Raw genomic sequence first — 22,960 nt, 5'->3', positions numbered from 1 at the left:
AGTTGTTTGATCTATTACTTCTGGCGCCATAGAGGTAGCTTTCATAACTGATGATGTAACAACAGCTGTTGTTGAATTCGTGGCTTCCGGTACCATAGTTGTTGATTTGATAATTTCTGATGTAGAACCCAATATTAATTCTTTTACTGCAGAATTTGTAGTGCTAGATGCCAAAGTGATGGCAGTATTTATAGTATCTGTATCCACAGTTGTTGATTTGATAATTTCTGATGCAGAATCCAATATTAATTCTGTTACCGCAGCATTTGTAGTGCTGGGCGCCAAGGTGATTGCAGTACTTATAGTATTTGGCTCCATAGTTGTTGACTGTGTAAGCATATATTCTCTGTCTGTATCTTCCGGATAGCCTATATATTTGCTAATGCTATCACAACAGGTAACAAAATTTTCAATTCTAGGATAATATCCGCCATCGCAAAATTCAGTACTCTCTGAAATACAAAATTTGTTAGTCAAGTTACTATAAGGCTCATGAGATTTATACTCATCAATGAAATATTTTTCTATAATTATCAATTGTTTAATGAGATCTGATTCATAAGTAGAAATGCCAGAAAAATTGCGAGGAATACGTAAAGGAAAACTAAAACTAAAAGCGCTTTCTTTTCCTGAGTCGTATATAAGCTGCGCTGCTTCATCAAAAGCAGCTTTGACAATACCACTAGTAATTCCGTTGCTATCTACTGCAAGAATTCTGCAAACATATTTTCCTATATCACATAATTTAATTCGAATATAATAATCGCTGCCATTGTCTCCCTTAACGCTTTCTAATGTACTAATTATAGCAAGTGAAGTTGCCATAAAATTATTAACCAATGATCTACTAGGCAGGGATGTATTAAGTGAAGAATGGTTACTTAATGTTCTAAAATTTTTTTCCTGTTTCGTAAGAATAACTGTTGTCAATTCACCTTCCTCTGCAACTTCATTGTTGCTTTGATACTCAACATTATAGTTACTCAAACAATTAATACATTTATAAATGCATTAATTGTTTGAGTAACTATAATGTTGAGCATCAAAGCAACAATGAAGTTGCAGAGGAAGGTGAATTGACAACAGTTATTCTTACGAAACAGGAAAAAGATTTTAGAACATTAAGTAACTATTCTTCACTTAATACATCCCTGCCTAGTAGATCATTGGTTAATAATTTTATGGCAACTTCACTTGCTATAATTAGTACATTAGAAAGCGTTAAGGGAGAAAATGGCAGCAATTATTATATTCGAATTAAATTATGTGATATAGGAAAATATGTTTGCAGAATTCTTGCAGTAGATAGCAACGGAATTACTCGTGGTATTGTCAAAGATGATTTTGATGAAGCAGTGGATACAATAGTATCCAGAAGAAAAGAAAGCGCTTTTAGTTTTAGTTTTCCTTTACGTATTCCTCGCAATTTTTCTCGCATTTCTACTGATGAATCAGATCTCATTGGCCAATTGATAGCTATGGAAAAATATTTCATTGATGAGTATGAATCTCATGAGCCTTATAGTAACTTGACTAACAAATTTTGTATTTCAGAGAGTACTGAATTTTGCGATGGCGGATATTATCCTAGAATTGAAAATTTTGTTACCTGTTGTAATAGCATTAGCGAATATATAGGCTATCCGGAAGATACAGACAGAGAATATATGCTTACACAGTCAACAACTATGGAGCCAAATACTATCAGTACTGCAATCACTTTGGCGCCCAGCACTACAAATGCTGCGGTAACAGAATTAATATTGGATTCTGCATCAGAAATTATTAAATCAACAACTGTGGATACAGATACTATAAATACTGCCATCACTTTGGCATCTAGCACTACAAATTCTGCAGTAAAAGAATTAATATTGGATTCTACATCAGAAATTATCAAATCAACAACTATGGTACCGGAAGCCACGAATTCAACAACAGCTGTTGTTACATCATCAGTTATGAAAGCTACCTCTATGGCGCCAGAAGTAATAGATCAAACAACTGGATTAGTTACTAGTGTTATTGATGTTAAATACTCCATAGCTTCTTTTGGTACTGTTAATTCTACTGCTGGTGTTTCATCTTCCCTCTTGTTTTGCGGTAATAGCATCAAGTGATCTATTCCAGGGAGCGGGGGTATTTTATATAGTATTTTTCCTTCGTCGCTTTGCCAAAGTTTGCCAAGAAAACGTTTGTTGCCCATATCTTGTAACGAAAAAAACTTCAAAGCTTTGTTGCTGTTTTCTTTATTGTCACCTATAGGTATAGAAGCTAAAAGGTCTAGAGGGGTGTTTTTTGCTAATGCTGTTGCATATAGTAGTTGTCGTTCTTCTTGGCTATACCCAATTACTTGATAGACTCGAGGTGTTTTTTCTAAGACAGTTTCTCCTATTGGTGAATCTGCTTTTACTAAACTCCAGTCTATTTTGAATATTTGTACATTTATAGTGTCACACCACATTACCGATTGTGTGCTTCCTTCGGTAGCATTAGATGTTTCCGGAGCTGTTACTGGAAAGAAACGTTGTTTTGGTGTTCCGTATTTCAAGAACAAGCTTTCTAATTTCTTTTTTATGTAGTTTTCTGGGGCTTCATTTTTTTGTAAACCTTCCCATATTTCACTTCCGACTCCTAGAAGCTGCATGCTTTTATGCCACTCTCCTATTGGGTTTAGACTCATTTGCAAACCAACTAGAATCCCAGGAGATAGTCGTACCGTAATAAGATTTAGCAGAGGATTAAAGTCAAAATCCCAAATTTCATCTTCTTTAAATAGTTCTTGTAATTGAGGTAATTGGGTTGTCTCCATATCATGTGTTTTTTGATTTTGTGGCATTGGATCTACCAAATGCAGTTTTATAGGTTGAGGCTTGTGGGTATCATGCAAATCGCGTTTGCTTCGTGCCGGTGTAGTGCTTTTGATCAGTGCAATTTTAGTATTGTTGTAATTTAATGTGCCAACAAAATGCTGGTCATGGCCGTCATAAAGCGGAACCATAAACCTTTCTTTCCCTGTAGTTTTATGGCATATGCATATATGATACAATAGGATTGTCTCGATTGATTAACCTGCCTTTGTGTTAGTTATTTTAAATTGTCACATCGGTTCCTAGGAAAATAAATTTATGGTAACGGGAAATCGATGTGTTGCTGTCGATTGTGCAATGCTAGAAGAAATCTCTGCCTATGAAATGGAGAAAATAACAACGGAGCTTACGCTCTCTGATAGCGATGATGCTGATCATCTAACAGAAGAAGAGACCTGCATAGATATTGATAACGCCATGTTAGACAAAATTAGCCTAAGCGAAGAAGAAGTAGTGGTAATAGCTGAGGCAGAGACGATTTCTGCGACTCCACCGAAAACACCAACCATTGCTAGAACAGCTAGGACAAACCGTGCCATCGCAAATGCAGAGTATAGAATAACATATAGAAATAGCATTACCCTCTCCTATCTCAGATGTCGTAGTATTCTTCTTTTTTTCACGGCATTAAGTATCTCTTTGATAATAGTTTCCATGTACCCATTTTGCCTAAATAAAAAAGAATCGAAAATAAAGGCATGTGACATCATAGTAATTGGCTTGTCTTTCTTAATGTTACCAATTTTCTGTACCCTCCAAGTTTTTCTATATTCTTCAGAAAGACATGAAATAAGTAGATTTGTAGAAGTAAATCAACCAGCCAACAGATAGCAACAATAATATCAAGAGAAACTAAAAATGATGGTAATTTTACACTAAGCTAGTAAGAAATATCTCATATATTCAACATAGAACGTACTTGCTCCTAATCCATGAAAACAAATTGGTACTAGGAAATAATAGACAGATCATCGTTAATTGCATCATGTTGTTCTGAATCAGAAGACACACTTATAACAAACTGAGGCTAAGTTCCATTCTATCTGGTAATTATTATTTACTGCTTTACTCGCTTGAATGCGACAATCGAGTATAAAGGTGATGATTATAATATGGGAGAGTATACTCTGGGAAAGGTGGGTTTATGGCAATAGGAAATGGATGCATTGACATTAGTGATTTACCCAACACCATCGTTGAAGACATTGAAGAAACAGTAGTAGATGTAGTAGATGAATCTAGAATGATATACGGTATCTCAAATAAATCACTTAACACTTAAAAATAAACCAATCATAAATAAGTATTTTTTACTTACAAAATAAAATTTCTTATATGAATCAAATTACGCCAATTATGAGTTTACAAAAAAGTTCTTAGTTATTATTCTTAGTTATTAATATAATAGCTATCATACTCAAGCATGTACTAAAAACTTTCAGGAGAAACTATTATGTAGAACCGCATCACAGATTGTAAATATTCGAAGACAAGTAAAAGCTAACAGTACCGAATCGTATTATACCAGAGCTATTAGAGGAAATAATTGTGTTCAATAACATCAGAAATTTGCAAATCTCAAGCACAGACGAAAACGACAATGAATCAGAAGAACAAGATGAGTCCAGCACAGAAAATGGAAATGTCTCAACGGAAGGAGATGAAACTCCAGGACAAATATCATCTTTGGAGAGAACAAATGTTACAGCTGTAGGTTCTTCGTCTGTGAGCGCATTCTGCATAAGAGCCCTAAGAACATCACTGATAATTTCTATAATAAGCACGGTAACGGGTAGTGCTGCGAGAGCAGGGGATGCCTTTTTAGTCAAAGTGATGGAATTGTATATGAAATACAGTAATATGCTCTGCTTGCTAAGAGGACTACTTAGCCTAGGAGAAAGAAATCTTATTTCTCACGGAGTAGACATAAGATCTGAAGTTGAAGAAGCAGGAGTAAGTCTAGATGATATTATATTAGGAAATCATAACTTCGGTCGCATTGAAACAATTATTCACAATGAAACATTCTACTCCGCTAACGCAACCAACATCACGGAAATTGAACTTAGGTACTCAAGTGTAGAAAGAATCATACTGAACGCATGTACAAGAATTCAAAATATAACCTATTTTAACGAACATTCAAGAAATCAGCTTGCTAATACTTCAGCGCTCATCAGAGATTCTGATACCTCATATATCAATTGCCCATATAACCAATTCGGTAATGATGTTAGTATATCTGAACATGTAAACTCCACTACGACAGACAGAACGGTCTTAAGAGCAACTGTATTAATCATCGTCTGCACAATATTATCTTTGATTGTAATGATTATTATGAGAAATCCTCTAATTCCGTAGTTGTAGGAACATCTGCAGTTGTAGTAGCAATTTCCGTAGAGGCAGTAGTAACTTTTACTGTAGTTGCTCCTTCAGTAGATGCAATAGTAGGTTCTGTTGTTTGGGCTTCAGTGGTTATAGAAACACCTGTAGTTGCAATTTCTGTTGTTGTAGTAAAGCCCAAACTAGTTTCAACTTCCAGTGCTTCTTCAATAGAAATAACCTCTCTAACTCCTAGAGGAAACATATTCATACCAAAAGTGGGAACCTGCCCAAAGATCTTTATCCCCTCCCTCCTTGCCTGTTGCACAGCTCGAGCCATAGCAGGAGTATTGAAGTAACATTCTGTCATTTGCTCTAAAGGCGCAACAATATAAATTGAAGAAGGTCTATCATCGGAAGACTGCTCTAAAACAGCATTGATAGAAGCCAAAACATTAGTCTCGGACAATTGCCGAACCATAGATTTGCCTCTCGTTGTTTGGTAAAAAACTGCCCTCAGATCCATAACCTTTGATCCAGGAGCCAACTGTCCAAGTTGGTAACCTACTCGGCTTCCCTCTACACATTCACGCAAGTTCTTAGGTAAATTTTCCTTACAAATCACACTTTCTGTGTTATGGGTCTCATCGCGGCAGAAATTACCCAACAGATCTCCATACTGACGAAAACATTTGGCAGAAGTAACAGTAATGCCTGGAAGGGGGGTTGATTCGGTAGTATTTACTCCATCAGACACAAGAGCAATGTTGACAGGCCGATATCGTCTAACTTTATTTTTTGTGGACGCAGATTTCGCCCCAGAAAAGGCAAAATTATGCTCAGGATTTTTGCAATTTTCCAGGTATCTCTTTCTACTTGAACTCCCTATAGCAGTAACAACCTCAATGGATGACAGCACCTCATCACACACTACTTCTGACAAAACAAACGGAGCAATATCTTGTGCTAGAAAAAGTTCAAGAACATCTGGTCTATTGAAACAATCTTGCTCCAGAGTAACGTTCATCGGACACAATCTCTCCCTAATCATCACTAACTGAGATAGATTAATCCTAACTTCAATATTTTTTAGTGCAGTTTCATTTCTAACTATTCCCGTCTCATTTGCTACCAACGGTGGCGTGTGATCATAAGTTTGTGTAATGTTGTCGGTCAATAAGCGAACAAATTATATCTCAATCCAAGTAAATATTCATCAATGCATGGTTTTGTTTCGCATGCTTATCTAGTTTGATTTAGACTGTTATAGGTTTGATTCGGAAAAAAACTATAAGATGATGTAGTTCTATCGGTGCTGAATTTGTGGTTGTGGATACATTCTAAGGATGATTTTTTTTAAACAATATAAAAATGTAATACTCACAAGAATAAAGGTCATTGCCAACGCAATGGCGACTAAAATCGAGTTTCTGCAGGGATCCCTATTCAATTTCTCTGCTAATGAGTTTGACTGTTCTTTACAATAGGTACTCATAGGAATGATACTAATAGAAAATGCTGTTATAGGCACAAGGAACACAAGAGAGAAAGAAAACACTTCAATCAATAAATCTATATGATAGAGAGCGAAATGCCTAATATACCTAATCCAGATATTATAGTTCGGGTTGAAGGCTGGTCGGTATACATTGCGATTGTTGATAGGTGGTTCCCGGGGTGGTTCTCGAAGGAGATTTGGGTTGGCTACCACTCTCTCAATTTTTTTTGGTGTGCCGGAATCTTTTTGAGCAATATCGGTACAAGCGTCTACTCCGGATTCACGGGGGATCAGCGCACTCAATTGCGATGGTTCTGTTTCAGGCTCGGGGTCATTTATTTCTGTAGTGACCTCGTCTGATGCTTCTGGATCAACATCTATGGAGACGATTTCTTCTGGTTCAACAACTGCGCAGTTACTCACAACTGCGCAGTTACTCACTTGCTTTTTTGGTGTGCCGGAATCTTTTTGAATAATATCGGTACAAGCGTCTACTCCGGATTCACGGGGGATCAGCGCACTCAATTGCGATGGTCCTGTTTCAGGCTCGGGGTCATTTATTTCTGTAGTGACCTCGTCTGATGCTTCTGGATCAACATCTATGGAGACGATTTCTTCTGGTTCAACAACTGTGCAGTTACTCACTTGCATTACGCTTTCTCCCCTCTACATACATCAATATAACAGTGATATTGCGCTTGCTCATCAGCGAGTGTCATCGTATTCTGAAATCGAAAGAGATGCAGTAATTTTTTATGCGCGCAAATATTAAATAGTTTTATGGGGACTAGGGCTGAAGAGCTTGCTTTCTCTCCCTCTTGAGCTAACCTTTTGTCTAGATCATTATTCCAGTCAACAAATCTTTGTACTTCTTTTCTTGCTTGATCCCAGTTTGTGGTTTTAACTCTGATCTCAACTTTATTTGCCAGGTTGGGGGGGAGCATGGATTGCAGATAATCCAGATTTCTGTGGAAGTATGATCTATAGGCTTTAAGTTCTTTTCCTCCTGCTTGTGCTCTTGCTTCGGTGCTGATCACATTTGCTATAGCGCTTAATGAGTGAAGGTAATGCAGAACAGTTCTTCCTAGAAGGCTCTGGCCAAAGCGTTCACTCCAAGATAGCGAGGTGTCTTTCTCTTGGGCTCTTCTTGTGTGGTACAGTTTGCTTCCCAACTTTGTTAGGCATTCGCTTAGACTAACTTCGCAATCTTGAGAAGATGTTTTATGCTGAAGTTTGAGTATTTGCTTGACAATCGTTGCTATTGTTTCTAAGGGGCAATTTGTTGCGGCGCTGTTTTCACTGGCATCTATTGCATCTTCTAGCAACCCACTTCTTATATCATCTTCTAGTGGTAATGTATCAAGCAGCAAGACCAGTAAAATTTTACCCCAGCTCCGCCATGCTTCTTCTTTTAATTCCCAAGATGACTTATCGCTCATTGCCTCCAGTTTGCATTTATGTAGTTCTTCCAGGTCGCATCCTAGTTCACGGTTAATCTCTTGATCATCGAAGTTAGCGGTTAATTTGAGGCCTTGGTTATTACATTGTTCTTCTAATGCGCTTACAATTGAAGCTACAGCTCCGCATGCATGGGCAAATCCTTTGGTTTTATCTAATGATTGTTGTTTTTTCCTTAATTCCTTTTTGTTGAGAGAGGAAACCAGGCTTTTCAGTCTTTCCTCTCTTCTTTCTTGCTGAAAAACTATATTTTGCAAAGATTGGAGCGTAGGTAGCAACAACAAGTCTGTTGTATGTACAGTTATTTGACTTTTATCTGATTCTGGATAGCCTAGCTTTGCTAGAAGAGATTTCAATTCCTTTGTTGAAATATAGTCGTCTCTTGATGCTAGTGATGGGTCGATTTTCAAAAATAACTTATGTAATTCTTTAGGATTATTGTGGTGTTGATCGATTATCATAAGCAAAGTGCTTCTAATATCGATGGCTTCTTGAATAATTCTTTAGGATTATTGTTAAATCTACTATGCTAAGGCAAAGAGGGTGTAAGAAGGAAATATAAAGGTCTATTGTGTGCTTCAGAGGTAACATAAGTTATGTGATCATAAGTTTGTGTAATGTTGTCGGTCAATAAGCGAACAAATTATATCTCAATCCAAGTAAATATTCATCAATGCATGGTTTTGTTTCGCATGCTTATCTAGTTTGATTTAGACTGTTATAGGTTTGATTCGGAAAAAAACTATAAGATGATGTAGTTCTATCGGTGCTGAATTTGTGGTTGTGGATACATTCTAAGGATGATTTTTTTTAAACAATATAAAAATGTAATACTCACAAGAATAAAGGTCATTGCCAACGCAATGGCGACTAAAACCGAGTTGCTGCAGGGATCACTCTTCAATTTCCCTGCTAATGGGTTTGACAGTTCTTTACAATAGGTACTTATAGGAAAGATACTAATAGAAAATGCTGTTACAGGCACAAGCAATACAAGAAATAAAGAAAACGTTTTAATCAATTCATCCATATGATAGAAAGCGAAATTCCTAATATTCCTAATCCAGATATTATAGTTCGGGTTGAAGGCTGGTCGGTATACATTGCGATTGTTGATAGGTGGTTCTCGGGGTGGTTCTCGAAGGAGATTTGGGTTGGCTACCACTCTCTCAATTTTTTTTGGTATGCCGGAATCTTTTTGAATAATATCGGTACAAGCGTCTACTCCGGATTCACAGGGGATCAGCGCACTCAATTGCGATGGTCCTGTTTCAGGCTCGGTTGGGTCATTTATTTCTGTAGTGACCTCGTATGATGCTTCTGGATCAACATCTATGGAGACGATTTCTTCTGGTTCAACAACTGTGCAGTTACTCACTTGCATTACGCTTTCTCCCCTCTACATACATCAATATAACAGTGATATTGCGTTTGCTCATCAGCGAGTGTCATCGTATTCTGAAATCGAAAGAGATGCAGTAATTTTTTATGCGCGCAAATATTAAATAGTTTTATGGGGCCACTGTTAAATCCATCATGTTGAGAAAGAAAGGTATTATGACTAGGAAAAATAAAGGTCTCCATATTTAAGAAATGAAATAAATTATAGGAGCATAGGTTAGTATAATTAATATAAGATCAAATTCCTCTCTATAATTGATGAAAATGAGCATAAGAGGTGTGGATTACATGAGGGAGAGATATATAAAACATCACCATCTGATATGAAATGCATTCCTAGCTATAAAAAATGGAGATTGGAGGTCGATATTCAGTTTCGATCACTTATTAATGAATTACTAGGGTTTTTTGCTCAAAAATTGTTCAAACTACATTTAGGATCTTCAGAGGAAAAAGAATTATTTTTTCGTAGAATATCAGAATCATTCGCAGCTCATCCATTTGTAAATGCTAAAAATGTACTTATACGTTTCATAGATAACCATGTTGAAAGTAAGGTACGTAATCTAGTAAAAATGGAAGAAAGGGAAATCATTACAGTTAGTGAAATTAATTCAATAACTGTACCAATTATTCCTAAAGCTAAAGGACGTGAAATTGGAAAATTACGTGAATATATATCTCGTCAAATCAGGTGTTTTTACAGAGAAACATATAAAAAATATGCTAAGGAAGAACTTAAAGACCTGAAAAGTTCTATAACCCCATCAGTGTTTGATGCGTTTTTGGATCTATATAATGATTTTATGAAAGAACAGGATAAGATCATTACATCAAAATCCATCGATATATTTTTTAGTAATGTGGCACAAAACAAGGAATGTGTTGCCTCGTTTATATTTAGTACATTTTTAGGACACATGATATTTTATGAAACCTCTAATGAGCTTCTTCTTATTTTGAATTCTACAACAAACAAGTTATTAGATTCACTGAAAAAATTATTACCCCCAAAACAATGCTTAGAAAATTTTTGTAAACCTGAAACAAGTACTGAGGAGATAGATAAATTTATCTCACAGTCTAAAGACCTCCTAAAAGAAAATATCAGTAATTTTCTGCTACAAAATAGACCTGTCTTACTTGCTAGCAATGAAGTCAATGATTATGAAAGAGATTTTGTGGGAAAAATAGTTGCTTCCTCATTAGAACACCTAACGAGAAAACTAACATCATGTATTGATGGAAAGTAAGTTGCCTTACTAAATTTTAGTTACTGTGATACTATCAGACGGCGTTTATCCTTTTATGGCTTCAACGTAGAGTACAGAATTAGGATGTGTAAGTATGATCAGGATCAGTGTGCTTGGGAATGATAGCATCTACCCTCCGTCATGTTCTTGTATATATTATGGATTAATGCAAACTGAAGATAAATTATGCCATATTCTTAAAAAACCTTATACGAGGTGAACAAGCACAACATCAAAACGTACGAAGAGGTAGAGAAGGTCATTATGCAGCGCGAAATGTGGTGCAGGGTGCAGATTTTGATTCTTCCTTAGATGGTGATCATGGTGGCTTCACTACCTCACAACGAAGTGATCGTGTTGCTTCTTTTTTAAATATGAGTGAGAGTGAGTTAAGAAATACCATTAGACTTATGGCTGATGATGTGATCAGTATTGCTAGGGATGATGGAATTGTGCTAAATCCTGATATGAGTGAGGATATATTTGATGCTATAGTCGGTGATTTGGCTGCTAACGTATTGCATGGCAGACCTATTAACAATAGGGCTCTACTGTTAAGGGTTGTTAATTCCCGTAGGTCTGAAGATTATGGGCGCGATTGAATTGTGGTCCATACAATCAAGGACCCTACAGCAAACAGTGATATTCCTAGTACTAAAGTAGCAGCGTTCTGATAACGGTAATAATGAATCAGACATGGTATGGAATCCATCAGCTATAATACCGGAATAATTATACAGTGATCATGACAAAATTTTGGTAAAAGCCAATACCAGGTTAATTGTAGTCCTTACTATTAAGCCCCTATTATCAGCCTTGAGTTCACTTCTTTTTATATCAGAAATCCAATTTTACCGAATGTCAGGAGAAATGCCATTAACTCACACTATCTTTCTACAATTCATCGCTCAAACTATGACAGTGGTCTCGGAAAAAACCACTAGTAAATCACAAGGCATCAAGCAATAATTAACATCATTAATTTTACCCACAATATTCATTTCCTGCGAGCATCAACAACCATTGACAACAGAGCTCTGTTGTCGAAAGAACTACCCAGGATCACATTAGCAGCTACGTCCTCAATATACCATCCATTACAGAAGCATCTAATACAATTCTATCTTTCCTGGCAATACTGACCACATCATCAACCATAATTCCAATTACAAGCAGCAGCTCATTTTCACCTATATTTAAAAAAGGAGCAACAGTACCACTCAGATGCAAGATATTTCGATGTCTATGTGCTTCCATTTGTGGAGACAATGACAATAAAAAAGATTATAATGTATAGTACGCTGGAAAGTACAATCTAAAATTTGGCGATGTTGTTGTAGATAAAATGTGTTTTTGTAATGGTAGTGGTATTATCTTCCCTAGTGCAGTGTTAACATCTTTCTCGTTTATTTCACGATACAGTCGATTTAAATTTCCGCTACTCTGTGGGGGAGATGGTATCTTTTTTGTCCGTTCGCACACGATCAGTCATGCGTATCACAGTAAGGGAGATTACAGTTGTGATAGGTAACCACAATAATATTAGTGTTGCTCCCCTAGAATCAGAACAAGCCGATAGTTTTGAAATAGGAGAAGAAGCAGGAACTTCTTCTGATGTTCCGAGAAACGAAGACATAGCTATTGGTACCCCAGGAGAAATCAGTGCAATGGAAGAAGAAACAATAACAGTTGAGATCAACGGAGCAAACACCGAAAATACAAGCCCACGTGCATTGCGGCGTCATGGAGAAATGAAAATCAAAAGAATGAAGATTGATCTTATTGCACTTAAGGCTGCCGGTTGTGTCTCTCTATTAGTGACAGCAGGCATAATTCTATTAACATTTGTTCAGTTGTTGATTTGTGAAGAAGGCACACAAGACAGAAAAAAATGTGACAGCTTATTTATTTTTTTTGGTATAGTACTTCCGCTGATTTTACTTTGCATCTTCATAGTCTCGGGTTGTTTTAGGAGTCATGAGATAGGTAGACTGGAAAGGAATTATAGTCGTCGGCAACCACCAGGTAATCGATAAAGACCATAAGCTTTCTTCGTGGAATACCATATCCACACAGTTTTTTGTTACCGCAAAACATCATAGTAAAACCAGATACGCGCCAACGTTTGCTCAAATGATTACACAGATCAAATCCCACCATTAGGTAATTAATCAGCTAAAAGTCAACTTTTACCGCAATAAAAATATATTATGAAACATAATAACCCAATAAAAAATCATGCTAAGTACTTAATGACCTACTTATCAACAAAACTGCGTTATCCATCCAATCCTCAACAAGATCATAGCACTATAGATAGCGATGTAGATAGTTTTTGTCAAAATAATCAATGCTGTGTTTGATAAAAAATAAAATAATTATTACACAGCTATCGGTATAAAATTACTTGTATTAAATTATCACAATCCTATACAATGGTAACATTCATTTTATGAACAATAATCATTAAAATCATTGCTATACTCGTAATCAGCACATAAATTATGGGTGCGTAATATACATGCTTCGTTCACCAATATTGCGAACATACAACATCGGACGCGCGCACCTATGACACCATTAAGCCAAGGGTACAAAACATCGTTATCAGGTTTAACTGCCATTAGGAGAAAAAGTTATAATGAGACTTAATAAAATATAACTCATAACATACTTAAATTTCCGCTACTCTGTGGGGGAGATGGTATCTTTTTTGTCCGTTCGCACACGATCAGTCATGCGTATCACAGTAAGGGAGATTACAGTTGTGATAGGTAACCACAATAATATTAGTGTTGCTCCCCTAGAATCAGAACAAGCCGATAGTTTTGAAATAGGAGAAGAAGCAGGAACTTCTTCTGATGTTCCGAGAAACGAAGACATGGCTATTAGTATCCCAGAAGAAATCGGTGCAATGGAAGAAGAAATAACAGCTGAAGATATGGAACTACGGACATTATCACAATCGCAAACAGTTGCGATCAACGGAGAACCCACCGAAAATATGAGCCCACGTGCATTGCGGCATCATGGAGAAATGAAAATCAAAAGAATGAAGATTAATCTTATTGCACTTAAGGCTGCCGGTTGTGTCTCTCTATTAGTGACAATAGGCATAATTCTATTAACATTTGTTCAGTTGTTGATTTGTGAAGAAGGCACAAAAGACAAAAAAAAATGTGACAGCTTACTTATTTTTTTTGGTATAGTACTTCCGCTGATTTTACTTTGCATCTTCATAGTCTCGGGTTGTTTTAGGAGTCATGAGATGGGTAGACTGGAAAGGAATTATAGTCGTCGGCAACCACCAGGTAATCGATAAAGACCATAAGCTTTCTTCGTGGAATACCATATCCACACAGTTTTTTGTTACCGCAAAACATCATAGTAAAACCAGATACGCGCCAACGTTTGCTCAAATGATTACACAGATCAAATCCCACCATTAGGTAATTAATCAGCTAAAAGTCAACTTTTACCGCAATAAAAATATATTATGAAACATAATAACCCAATAAAAAATCATGCTAAGTACTTAATGACCTACTTATCAACAAAACTGCATTATCCATCCAATCCTCAACAAGATCATAGCACTATAGATAGCGATGTAGATAGTTTTTGTCAAAAAATCAATGCTATGTTTGATAAAAAATAAAATAATTATTACACAGCTATCGGTATAAAATTACTTGTATTAAATTATCACAATCCTATACAATGGTAACATTCATTTTATGAATAATAATCATTAAAATCATTGCTATACTCGTAATCAGCACATAAATTATGGGTGCGTAATATACATGCTTCGTTCACCAATATTGCGAATATACAACATCGGACGCGCGCACCTATGACACCATTAAGCCAAGGGTACAAAACATCGTTATCAGGTTTAACTGCCATTAGGAGAAAAAGTTATAATGAGACTTAATAAAATATAACTCATAACATACGTATGTTATGAGTTATATTTTATTAAGTCTCATTATAACTTTTTCTCCTAATGGCAGTTAAACCTGATAACGATGTTTTGTACCCTTGGCTTAATGGTGTCATAGGTGCGCGCGTCCGATGTTGTATGTTCGCAATATTGGTGAACGAAGCATGTATATTACGCACCCATAATTTATGTGCTGATTACGAGTATAGCAATGATTTTAATGATTATTGTTCATAAAATGAATGTTACCATTGTATAGGATTGTGATAATTTAATACAAGTAATTTTATACCGATAGCTGTGTAATAATTATTTTATTTTTTATCAAACACAGCATTGATTATTTTGACAAAAACTATCTACATCGTTATCTATAGTGCTATGATCTTGTTGAGGATTGGATGGATAACGCAGTTTTGTTGATAAGTAGGTCATTAAGTACTTAGCATGATTTTTTATTGGGTTATTATGTTTCATAATATATTTTTATTGCGGTAAAAGTTGACTTTTAGCTGATTAATTACCTAATAGTAGGATTTGATCTGTGTAATCATTTGAGCAAACGTTGGCGCGTATCTGGTTTTACTATGATGTTTTGCGGTAACAAAAAACTGTGTGGATATGGTATTCCACGAAGAAAGCTTATGGTCTTTATCGATTACCTGGTGGTTGCCGACGACTATGATTCCTTTCCAGTCTGCCTATCTCATGACTCCTAAAACAACCCGAGACTATGAAGATGCAAAGTAAAACCAGTGAAAGTGCTATACCAAAAAAAATAAATAAGCTGTCACATTTTTTTCTGTCTTGTGTGCCTTCTTCACAAATCAACAACTGAACAAATGTTAATAGAATTATGCCTGTTGTCACTAATAGAGAGACACAACCGGCAGCCTTAAGTGCAATAAGATCAATCTTCATTCTTTTGATTTTCATTTCTCCATGACGCCGCAATGCACGTGGGCTCATATTTTCGGTGGGTTCTCCGTTGATCGCAACTGTTTGCGATTGTGATAATGTCCGTAGTTCCACATCTTCAGATGTTATTTCTTCTTCCATTGCACGGATTTCTTCTGGGATACTAATAGCCATGTCTTCGTTTCTCGGAACATCAGAAGAAGTTCCTGCTTCTTCTCCTATTTCAAAACTATCGGCTTGTTCTGATTCTAGGAGAGCAACACTAATATTATTGTGGTTACCTATCACAACTGTAATCTCCCTTACTGTGATACGCATGACTGATCGTGTGCGAACGGACAAAAAAGATACCATCTCCCCCACAGAGTAGCGGAAATTTAATCTATTTGTAGATCATAATTTTCTCAACGCACTGAATTAAACTATAAGCAAATACAATCTCATAATAAAGAAAAAAATAAAGTCTGCTATCATTGACGGCAGACTTTATGTTACTTCTATACAAGATTTTCCTCATTTTCGGTGTCATCTTGTGGTACAGGCTGAGGTTGTTGTGCCTTACAAGACTTATATCCAAGAATAGCAGATAGAGCAATAGAAAGGACTATAAAGGCAACTAATATAGCAATAAGCATTGACAAGCCTTTGCCGTAAGGTGTTATCCCCTCTGGGATAAGAGTAGGCATGTCTACGCTAGTTGAGTTTATAATTCCAGGAACCATAGTCGTTGAATTTAGTGTGACTGAACCAGTAGTTACGGTTGTTAAATTCACAATCTCAGATTCAAGGGTAGTAGCATTTATCATTTCAGATGCCATAGTTGTAGATTTCACTACTTCTGACGCTATGTTCAATGCTCGAAGGGTTGAGGATGCGCTAGTTGGGATTTCAGTTTTTGACGATATAGTAGTTAAATGCACCATTTTTGGGACAACAGTTGCAGATTCTACGACTTTATATATTGATGATGCACTTAGAGTTAAGTACGATTTTATACTTGGGCAACACGTATCGGGGATATTAGTATTAATGTTGAAATCTTCGTCACAGAAACTTTCAGTAATTGAACCACAGGTATCTCTAACTAGCCCACAAGTACCTTTATTCAAACTACATAGCCTTTTACCTGACCTCCTCATTTCTCTAGAAACCCTAATATATCCATCATTAATATATTCAGACATGCCCCATAATTGCGTAATAAGGTTGTCTCCTCCAGTATCATCTGGACTAATCTCAGAGGGAATAACCACAGGAATGGTAAAGTTAAAGGCGGGACCCTTTTTTAATAATTCCACAGATGATTTAAAAGCGGAATGAACCACTGCTTTGACATACTGAGTATCATTGCCCTTGATTTTAATCAAGTTACACAGCGACGATTCTAAAGAACATAAATAAGATGAAAGTGACCTACTTCTTACTTGAGATCCATCTACACCACCTAACATACTAAGTGCAATTAGTGGAAATGATACAAAACTATTAGCAAAAGATTTGGTAAGTAAAGAAGCATTTTGGTAATTTATTTTCTTCTCCATAGCCACAACTTCTGTACATTCACTTTCTTCCACAACTTCATGTGAATCTACAGATTGATATACACAGTTACTACTGCACGAACAATCTAAATGCTTACTATCTGCATAAAACATTATTTTTCCTGTAAAAAATAAACATAGCTATCTATTTGTAGATCATAATTTTCTCAACGCACTGAATTAAACTATAAGCAAATACAATCTAATAATAAAGAAAAAAATAAAGTCTGCTATCATTGACGGCAGACTTTATGTTACTTCTATACAAGATTTTCCTCATTTTCGGTGTCATCTTGTGGTACAGGCTGAGGTTGTTGTGCCTTACAAGACTTATATCCAAGAATAGCAGATAGAGCAATAGAAAGGACTATAAAGGCAACTAATATAGCAATAAGCATTGACAAGCCTTTGCCGTAAGGTGTTATCCCCTCTGGGATAAGAGTAGGCATGTCTACGCTAGTTGAGTTTATAATTCCAGGAACCATAGTCGTTGAATTCAGTGTGACTGAACCAGTAGTTACGGTTGTTGAATTCACAATCTCCGATTCAATGGTAGTAGAATTTAGCATTTCAGATGCCATAGTTGTAGATTTCACTACTTCTGACGCTATGTTCAATGCTCGAAGGGTTGAGGATGCGCTAGTTGGGATTTCATTTTTTGACGATATAGTAGTTAAATGCACCATTTCTGGGACGATAGCTGTTGCTGATTCTACAACTTTAGATATTGATGATGCACTTGGATAAGTTAAGTACGATTTTATACTTGGGCAACACGTATCGGGGATATCATGGTTAATGTTGAAATTTCCGTCACAGAAATTTTCACTAATTGAATCACAGGCATTCCTAACTAGCCCACAAGTGCCTCTATTCAAACTACACAGCCTGACACCTGAACTCCTCATTTCTCTAGAAACCCTAATATATCCATCATTAATATATCTAGACATGCTCCATAATTGCGTAATAAGGTTGTCTCCTCCGGTATCATCTGGACTAATATCAGAGGGGATAACCATAGGAATGGTAAAGTTAAAGGCGAGATCCTTTTTCAATAAATTCACGGATACTTTAAAAGAGGAATCAATCACTGCTTTGACATACTGAGTATCATTGCCCTTGATTCTAATCAAGCTACACAGCGACGATTCTAAAGAACATAAATAAGATGAAAGTGACCTACTTCTTACTTGAGATCCATCTACACCACCTAACATGCTAAGTGCAATTAGTGGAAATGATACTAAACTATTAGCAAAATATTTGGTAAGTAAAGAAGAATTTTGGTAATTTATTTTCTTCTCCATAGCCACAACTTCTGTACATTCACTTTCTTCCACAACTTCATGTGAATCTACAGATTGATATACACAGTTACTACTGCACGAACAATCTAAATGCTTACTATCTGCATAAAACATTATTTTTCCTGTAAAAAATAAACATAGCTAATGTTTTTTAAATTGTACTGCTTTGGCGTGATGATTTCTTCTCGGTGGTATTATAAGTTGGTAAATTAAGATTTATTTTGCAATTAGCAATTAAGTTCTTCGCGTCATATCAGTGTTTGTTGTTCCACGTCCATGTTGCTATTACTTTTCTTGAGGACATTCAATGCCGTGGGGGATTAATACAAGTATCTCCCCCCCCTTACCTTTTTACTTCTTCAATAGCATATTCAACCTTTTAGTTATACCAAGTAACTCAGCTGTGATATTATCTGCTCTGCTAGTATTGGTATGTTTTTTTGTAAATGCCAGCTGCTCCTTAATACTTTCTAGATCACCTATAATTGTATCTATTTTACATAAGGACGATTCATAATTACTATATCTTTGTTCCATGCATTTCAGTTGATCGTGATACGAAGTTAAACTTCTCCAGACGTTTTTCTGGTCTTTAGCATATTTTTTTAGTTTGCATTTTACTAGAGAAATTACAGGTTTGAGTTCACCATCCACAATACTATTCTGTGCAGATTTGAACCCTGCAAGATAACTAATCCAAAGCAGTGACAGTGATACCGAAGCCACGCATAGTGCAGTGCCAACAAATTTAGTAATTCTCGTTAATTCTTCTGGGGCTACATTGGGAATATGAATGATATTAGTTGCTAATAATAATATTGAAAAAATAACGAATGCTATAATAACAGCAATCATAATTATTGCAGATGCAATCATAAACTTGGTTGATTTAGTCATAGGGATCCGAAATACAACTCGATCAATATTGCTATACTTATCTAAATACGATGCTCTTCCAATTTTTTCCAAGTCTTCTACCTGAGATGAAATCGTGTATGTACGTAAATCAAAAATTTCTTCTTCGGCAACGCATGGATTTTCTTCATGTATACTGTTGTGTGATTTGCTAACTTTAGCAGCGTCGAGAGTATCTGCTGTAGAAGCAGTACCTTTGTCATCATCAATACCATTACAGACACAATTATTGATAGTATGAGAGCTACAATTGTTGCTACTAACAAGATCAGATACAGTGGTACCAGCGGTAGAGCTAGAAGAGCTGGTGTTAGGTATACTTTCAGGCAAGGTGGCGGTGATGCCATTGGGAGCATTAATAGCACTATCTGCAGCATTAGCAGCTTCATTTGCGGCACTGATAGCAGCATACACTCTATCTGTAAGAGAACGTGAAAATTCTTTAGGTAGCTGCCTAACAGTATGTATTGTAGCAGTAGTAGTGACGGAATTGCTGGTAGAGTTGCTACAGTTACTGTTGCAGGAATCCCCATTAACAGGGCTATTGCGATTTAGGAGATACATGTGACCATGATGGCATAGTATCGGGTGAATGTTATTCAGTTATTTGTGCAGAGGAATGTACCTCACCTAAATCAGGATTATCACTATCTGGAATCACAAAACTTAAAGGTCTTATATTTCCTTTATCTATGCTTAGCATGATAGATTCTTCTAGTGGACTGAGAACATCATGGTGTCGTCTAAAGTTGAAACTTTGTTCCTTGGTGTATGCTAGGGATAGATTTAGTACTTTATCATCAAAACAGAGGTTACCCCTTCTCAGATTTCGCAGAGTTAATGTTGATAGAATATTTATTAATGCGTTGATTGAGTCTGGTTTAAGTTTGACTCCATCTCTGCCGTTGTCCATGGATGATTATACTGACCCAAATGATCCTAGGTTTGAGAAAGCATCAAAATATATTAGATCTGCTTTTGTTAATACTGGACCGCATACGCCGTATATAAATACTAGCCTTGCCTATAGTGTTTATCCTGTAACTCATGAAGCATACCGCAGGATCACGAGTACACGCAAGAACTGTGGGATAGGATCCGGATACCTTAATATGTCTTCTATATATTGCAAAGATATTGGTAAATATATTCTCGATATGGCTACAGGTAACGATAGAATTATAAGCAACAATATAATTCCAGGTAACGGTACAATTACAGGAAACTATACAATTACGGGAAACGATACAATTCCAGGTAACGGTACAATTCCAGGTAATGATGTGATAACTGATAATTTTGACCTTAATAGTATGACTAAAGATCCAATGGTGGTAATACCATTGTTCTTATCGTTAATTTTCCTTTTGGGGATGTTTGTTAATTTTGTTTTAGGAAAGTGTGGGAGTAGTAAGAGGACTATTATCCATTCAGTGAAGGATAAGATATCTGATCTGAGGGCAAGAAAATATCTGGTCTGATGGTAAGATATGTGAGTGGAGAATGAGAATAGGTTATCGTTTCTAACATATGTATTATTTCCATGGATAACATTTAGTCACTGTGCTCGTATTTCATTGAGTGAACGTTTGATGATGCCAGAAAAAATTGATTGCTGGCATCACTTTCTGTTGATATTAGCACTTGTGATGTTTTTAGTTTTTTACTATTGATGCATATCCTATCTTACTTATATTGAAGTTATCGATGTTGTTATATTTTGTCCTCATTTGTGAAGGTATGCTTAAAATTAAGTCTATATTATCATTTCTATTCCATGTGGTATTAGATTTATTATCGTGATAATTTAATGTGCTGTGTTGAATAAATTGGCTAGAGTTTTAAGGATTTTATGAGAAATTATAATTTGAAAATCTTAAATCTTTCTTTCTCTACATGTATCGAATTGGAAACGTATCAGGAGCACAAATCATGATATCAGATTATGACTTTCGAGCTAACAAAACATCAGAATTAAACTCGGATGACAGCACTGGTGAAGGAGAAATAGAAACTGACTCTATGCCAATGCCATTAAATGCCTCAGTAAAAATTTCCTACAAAAATTGCACACATTCATTTAAAGAAAATTGCCATATCGATATTGAGCTAGAACAAATAACTGCACATACTACCGAAGAGAAAAAAACAGATGAACCAGTATCATCTTTGTTATCACCACCACAAAGTGAATTAGGTAATGTATGCGTAGGTATTAATTGCACAGAGTTGGATGAAATAGAAACAAGACCCGCATCTTCATCTGAGTTATTATTAACTTCCGCAAACAGATATAATACACGAGTAACACGTACAGAGATAGAGTTAGCCGCCAATATAAAAAATAGGGACAAAAAAATGCTACAACAACTTAAGTATCACCGCATCATCCTTTTATGCACCCTGGTAGGTTTATTAATAATAATGATATCCTACTCACTCTGCCCAAAATGCGGAGGACAGGAACTTATTATACTTTTTGCTATTACTGGCGTATGCATTTTAGCTGCCTTGGGACTGCATCTACATTTATGCCATGAAACGCGCATAGGGATACCACGCGAATTTGAACGGCGCCGCAATGAAATACTTCGCCACCAGCAATTGTAAGTATTGCTAACACGGAGCTTATATTACAGTCAAAGGTTATATTTTAGTACAATAACAAAATATCATAATCAAATTCAGCTGGTAGCAAATATATATGGTACGGGACGTATACTTAACATATGGCCTTGACTATTCTAAGGCCTACAATCATCACAATCACCCATTAGAAGAAAATCGTTCCATCTATATATAATACTGATCAAAAACAAATAACCTGCCGTGTCATTGCCGTCGTTGTCACAAAGTTAACTAAAAAATGCTTGTACATATAATGCCCAAATTACCCCCTCCACTAACCCCCCATAGCAAACGCCAACTACCTAAGGATTAGGTATCAATGCCATATATATGCATAAGAAAATAACCCATCCAAACTTAAATATCCACCCATCACCACAATTCTAGACATTAATGTATACCTTTGGTATATAGATAGTTACGTACCTGATGAGCAAGAGCATGTAGTCGTTGTGTTATCCATTGTTATCTTCGCAAGATATTGCTTCCCTTAATGTATATTTGTCCTAATAACAGGAGCAGCACACGTTAATTTGAGCAATTACAAAAATCAACTCTACGAAATAAAAACAACAGTATCCAAATTAGACGTTTATGCTCTCAGAAACAATTGATTAATCAATTGTTTCTGAGAGCATAAACGTCTAATTTGGATACTGTTGTTTTTATTTCGTAGAGTTGATTTTTGTAATTGCTCAAATTAACGTGTGCTGCTCCTGTTATTAGGACAAATATACATTAAGGGAAGCAATATCTTGCGAAGATAACAATGGATAACACAACGACTACATGCTCTTGCTCATCAGGTACGTAACTATCTATATACCAAAGGTATACATTAATGTCTAGAATTGTGGTGATGGGTGGATATTTAAGTTTGGATGGGTTATTTTCTTA

24 protein-coding genes are annotated in these 22,960 nt (G+C 36.0%); 13 read left to right on the top strand and 11 right to left on the bottom strand.

Annotation, left to right across the window (positions count from 1 at the left end):
• Positions 1–987 (bottom strand): hypothetical protein (locus tag Arg41_RS07785; RefSeq protein WP_157722346.1); only part of this gene is annotated, 987 nt, incomplete at its 3' end.
• A gap of 32 nt (positions 988–1,019) precedes the next feature.
• Between Arg41_RS07785 and Arg41_RS08085 the strand changes: the two genes are divergently transcribed.
• The 4 genes from Arg41_RS08085 (at position 1,020) to Arg41_RS07760 (ending at position 5,234) form a co-directional block, all read left to right on the top strand.
• Positions 1,020–2,120 carry a hypothetical protein gene (locus tag Arg41_RS08085; protein ID WP_157722345.1) on the top strand — a complete coding sequence of 367 codons (1,101 nt, stop codon included), beginning with the start codon at positions 1,020–1,022 and terminating at the stop codon, positions 2,118–2,120.
• 1,008 nt (positions 2,121–3,128) lie between these two features.
• On the top strand, positions 3,129–3,701 hold the full coding sequence (locus Arg41_RS07765) for a hypothetical protein (RefSeq protein WP_092490768.1): 573 nt from the start codon (positions 3,129–3,131) through the stop codon (positions 3,699–3,701).
• A 313-nt stretch (positions 3,702–4,014) separates the two neighbouring features.
• Positions 4,015–4,152 carry a hypothetical protein gene (locus Arg41_RS08080; protein WP_157722344.1) on the top strand — a complete coding sequence of 46 codons (138 nt, stop codon included), beginning with the start codon at positions 4,015–4,017 and terminating at the stop codon, positions 4,150–4,152.
• Positions 4,153–4,418: 266 nt separating this feature from the next.
• Entirely contained in the window at positions 4,419–5,234 is an 816-nt protein-coding gene (locus Arg41_RS07760) for a hypothetical protein (protein ID WP_092490767.1), read from the top strand.
• Here Arg41_RS07760 and Arg41_RS07755 read toward each other — a convergent pair.
• From Arg41_RS07755 to Arg41_RS07740, 4 genes are all read right to left on the bottom strand, one after another.
• Positions 5,209–6,372: a hypothetical protein gene (locus tag Arg41_RS07755; protein ID WP_092490766.1), complete on the bottom strand. Its 1,164-nt coding sequence runs from the start codon at positions 6,370–6,372 to the stop codon at positions 5,209–5,211. The two genes, Arg41_RS07760 and Arg41_RS07755, sit on opposite strands and share 26 nt — an antisense overlap.
• A gap of 129 nt (positions 6,373–6,501) precedes the next feature.
• Positions 6,502–7,344 carry a hypothetical protein gene (locus tag Arg41_RS07750; protein WP_092490765.1) on the bottom strand — a complete coding sequence of 281 codons (843 nt, stop codon included), beginning with the start codon at positions 7,342–7,344 and terminating at the stop codon, positions 6,502–6,504.
• Positions 7,344–8,612, bottom strand: a complete 1,269-nt coding sequence (locus Arg41_RS07745) for a hypothetical protein (protein WP_092490764.1) — start codon at positions 8,610–8,612, stop codon at positions 7,344–7,346. Before Arg41_RS07745 ends, Arg41_RS07750 begins: the two co-directional genes overlap by 1 nt.
• Positions 8,613–8,911: 299 nt before the next feature.
• The gene (locus Arg41_RS07740) at positions 8,912–9,535 is read right to left on the bottom strand and encodes a hypothetical protein (RefSeq protein ID WP_092490763.1); all 624 of its coding nucleotides are present in this window, start codon (positions 9,533–9,535) and stop codon (positions 8,912–8,914) included.
• Positions 9,536–9,875: 340 nt separating this feature from the next.
• Here Arg41_RS07740 and Arg41_RS07735 point away from each other — a divergent pair, with 340 nt between their 5' ends.
• From Arg41_RS07735 to Arg41_RS07730, 3 genes are all read left to right on the top strand, one after another.
• Positions 9,876–10,805 carry a hypothetical protein gene (locus Arg41_RS07735; protein ID WP_092490762.1) on the top strand — a complete coding sequence of 310 codons (930 nt, stop codon included), beginning with the start codon at positions 9,876–9,878 and terminating at the stop codon, positions 10,803–10,805.
• A gap of 94 nt (positions 10,806–10,899) precedes the next feature.
• Entirely contained in the window at positions 10,900–11,025 is a 126-nt protein-coding gene (locus Arg41_RS08475; protein WP_278183678.1) for a hypothetical protein, read from the top strand.
• 58 nt (positions 11,026–11,083) lie between these two features.
• Complete coding sequence (locus Arg41_RS07730) at positions 11,084–11,407, top strand: hypothetical protein (protein WP_092490761.1); 324 nt, start codon at positions 11,084–11,086, stop codon at positions 11,405–11,407.
• Between the two features lie 472 nt (positions 11,408–11,879).
• Here the strand turns inward: Arg41_RS07730 and Arg41_RS08075 are convergent, their stop codons facing one another.
• On the bottom strand, positions 11,880–12,062 hold the full coding sequence (locus Arg41_RS08075) for a hypothetical protein (protein ID WP_157722342.1): 183 nt from the start codon (positions 12,060–12,062) through the stop codon (positions 11,880–11,882).
• A 197-nt stretch (positions 12,063–12,259) separates the two neighbouring features.
• Between Arg41_RS08075 and Arg41_RS07725 the strand changes: the two genes are divergently transcribed.
• The 4 genes from Arg41_RS07725 to Arg41_RS08250 all read left to right on the top strand — a co-directional run bounded on the left by Arg41_RS07725 (position 12,260) and on the right by Arg41_RS08250 (position 14,463).
• Positions 12,260–12,841, top strand: a complete 582-nt coding sequence (locus Arg41_RS07725; RefSeq protein ID WP_092490760.1) for a hypothetical protein — start codon at positions 12,260–12,262, stop codon at positions 12,839–12,841.
• Between the two features lie 174 nt (positions 12,842–13,015).
• The gene (locus tag Arg41_RS08255) at positions 13,016–13,168 is read left to right on the top strand and encodes a hypothetical protein (RefSeq protein WP_172792690.1); all 153 of its coding nucleotides are present in this window, start codon (positions 13,016–13,018) and stop codon (positions 13,166–13,168) included.
• 338 nt (positions 13,169–13,506) lie between these two features.
• Positions 13,507–14,127 carry a hypothetical protein gene (locus Arg41_RS07720; protein WP_092490759.1) on the top strand — a complete coding sequence of 207 codons (621 nt, stop codon included), beginning with the start codon at positions 13,507–13,509 and terminating at the stop codon, positions 14,125–14,127.
• 174 nt (positions 14,128–14,301) lie between these two features.
• On the top strand, positions 14,302–14,463 hold the full coding sequence (locus Arg41_RS08250; RefSeq protein WP_172792692.1) for a hypothetical protein: 162 nt from the start codon (positions 14,302–14,304) through the stop codon (positions 14,461–14,463).
• A 612-nt stretch (positions 14,464–15,075) separates the two neighbouring features.
• Here the strand turns inward: Arg41_RS08250 and Arg41_RS08245 are convergent.
• The 5 genes from Arg41_RS08245 to Arg41_RS07700 form a co-directional block, all read right to left on the bottom strand.
• The gene (locus Arg41_RS08245; RefSeq protein ID WP_172792691.1) at positions 15,076–15,228 is read right to left on the bottom strand and encodes a hypothetical protein; all 153 of its coding nucleotides are present in this window, start codon (positions 15,226–15,228) and stop codon (positions 15,076–15,078) included.
• 174 nt (positions 15,229–15,402) lie between these two features.
• A complete protein-coding gene (locus Arg41_RS07715) occupies positions 15,403–16,023 on the bottom strand; it encodes a hypothetical protein (RefSeq protein WP_092490758.1) in 621 nt (206 codons plus the stop codon).
• 143 nt (positions 16,024–16,166) lie between these two features.
• Positions 16,167–17,324, bottom strand: a complete 1,158-nt coding sequence (locus Arg41_RS07710; protein WP_092490757.1) for a hypothetical protein — start codon at positions 17,322–17,324, stop codon at positions 16,167–16,169.
• A 146-nt stretch (positions 17,325–17,470) separates the two neighbouring features.
• Positions 17,471–18,634, bottom strand: coding sequence for a hypothetical protein (locus tag Arg41_RS07705; RefSeq protein ID WP_092490756.1), 1,164 nt, complete (start codon positions 18,632–18,634; stop codon positions 17,471–17,473).
• A 237-nt stretch (positions 18,635–18,871) separates the two neighbouring features.
• Positions 18,872–19,999, bottom strand: coding sequence for a hypothetical protein (locus Arg41_RS07700; RefSeq protein ID WP_092490755.1), 1,128 nt, complete (start codon positions 19,997–19,999; stop codon positions 18,872–18,874).
• Between the two features lie 137 nt (positions 20,000–20,136).
• Between Arg41_RS07700 and Arg41_RS07695 the strand changes: the two genes are divergently transcribed.
• Both Arg41_RS07695 and Arg41_RS07690 read left to right on the top strand, forming a co-directional pair.
• Entirely contained in the window at positions 20,137–20,916 is a 780-nt protein-coding gene (locus tag Arg41_RS07695) for a hypothetical protein (RefSeq protein ID WP_092490754.1), read from the top strand.
• Between the two features lie 451 nt (positions 20,917–21,367).
• Positions 21,368–22,045, top strand: a complete 678-nt coding sequence (locus Arg41_RS07690) for a hypothetical protein (protein WP_092490753.1) — start codon at positions 21,368–21,370, stop codon at positions 22,043–22,045.
• The last annotated feature ends 915 nt before the right edge of the window (positions 22,046–22,960 follow it).

Source organism: Candidatus Ichthyocystis hellenicum (assembly GCF_001460935.1).
Taxonomy (GTDB): Bacteria; Pseudomonadota; Gammaproteobacteria; order Burkholderiales; family 2013Ark19i; genus Ichthyocystis; species Ichthyocystis hellenicum.
The sequence above is the reverse complement of the archived record's forward strand: the minus strand, read 5'-3'. Positions and strand labels throughout refer to the sequence as shown.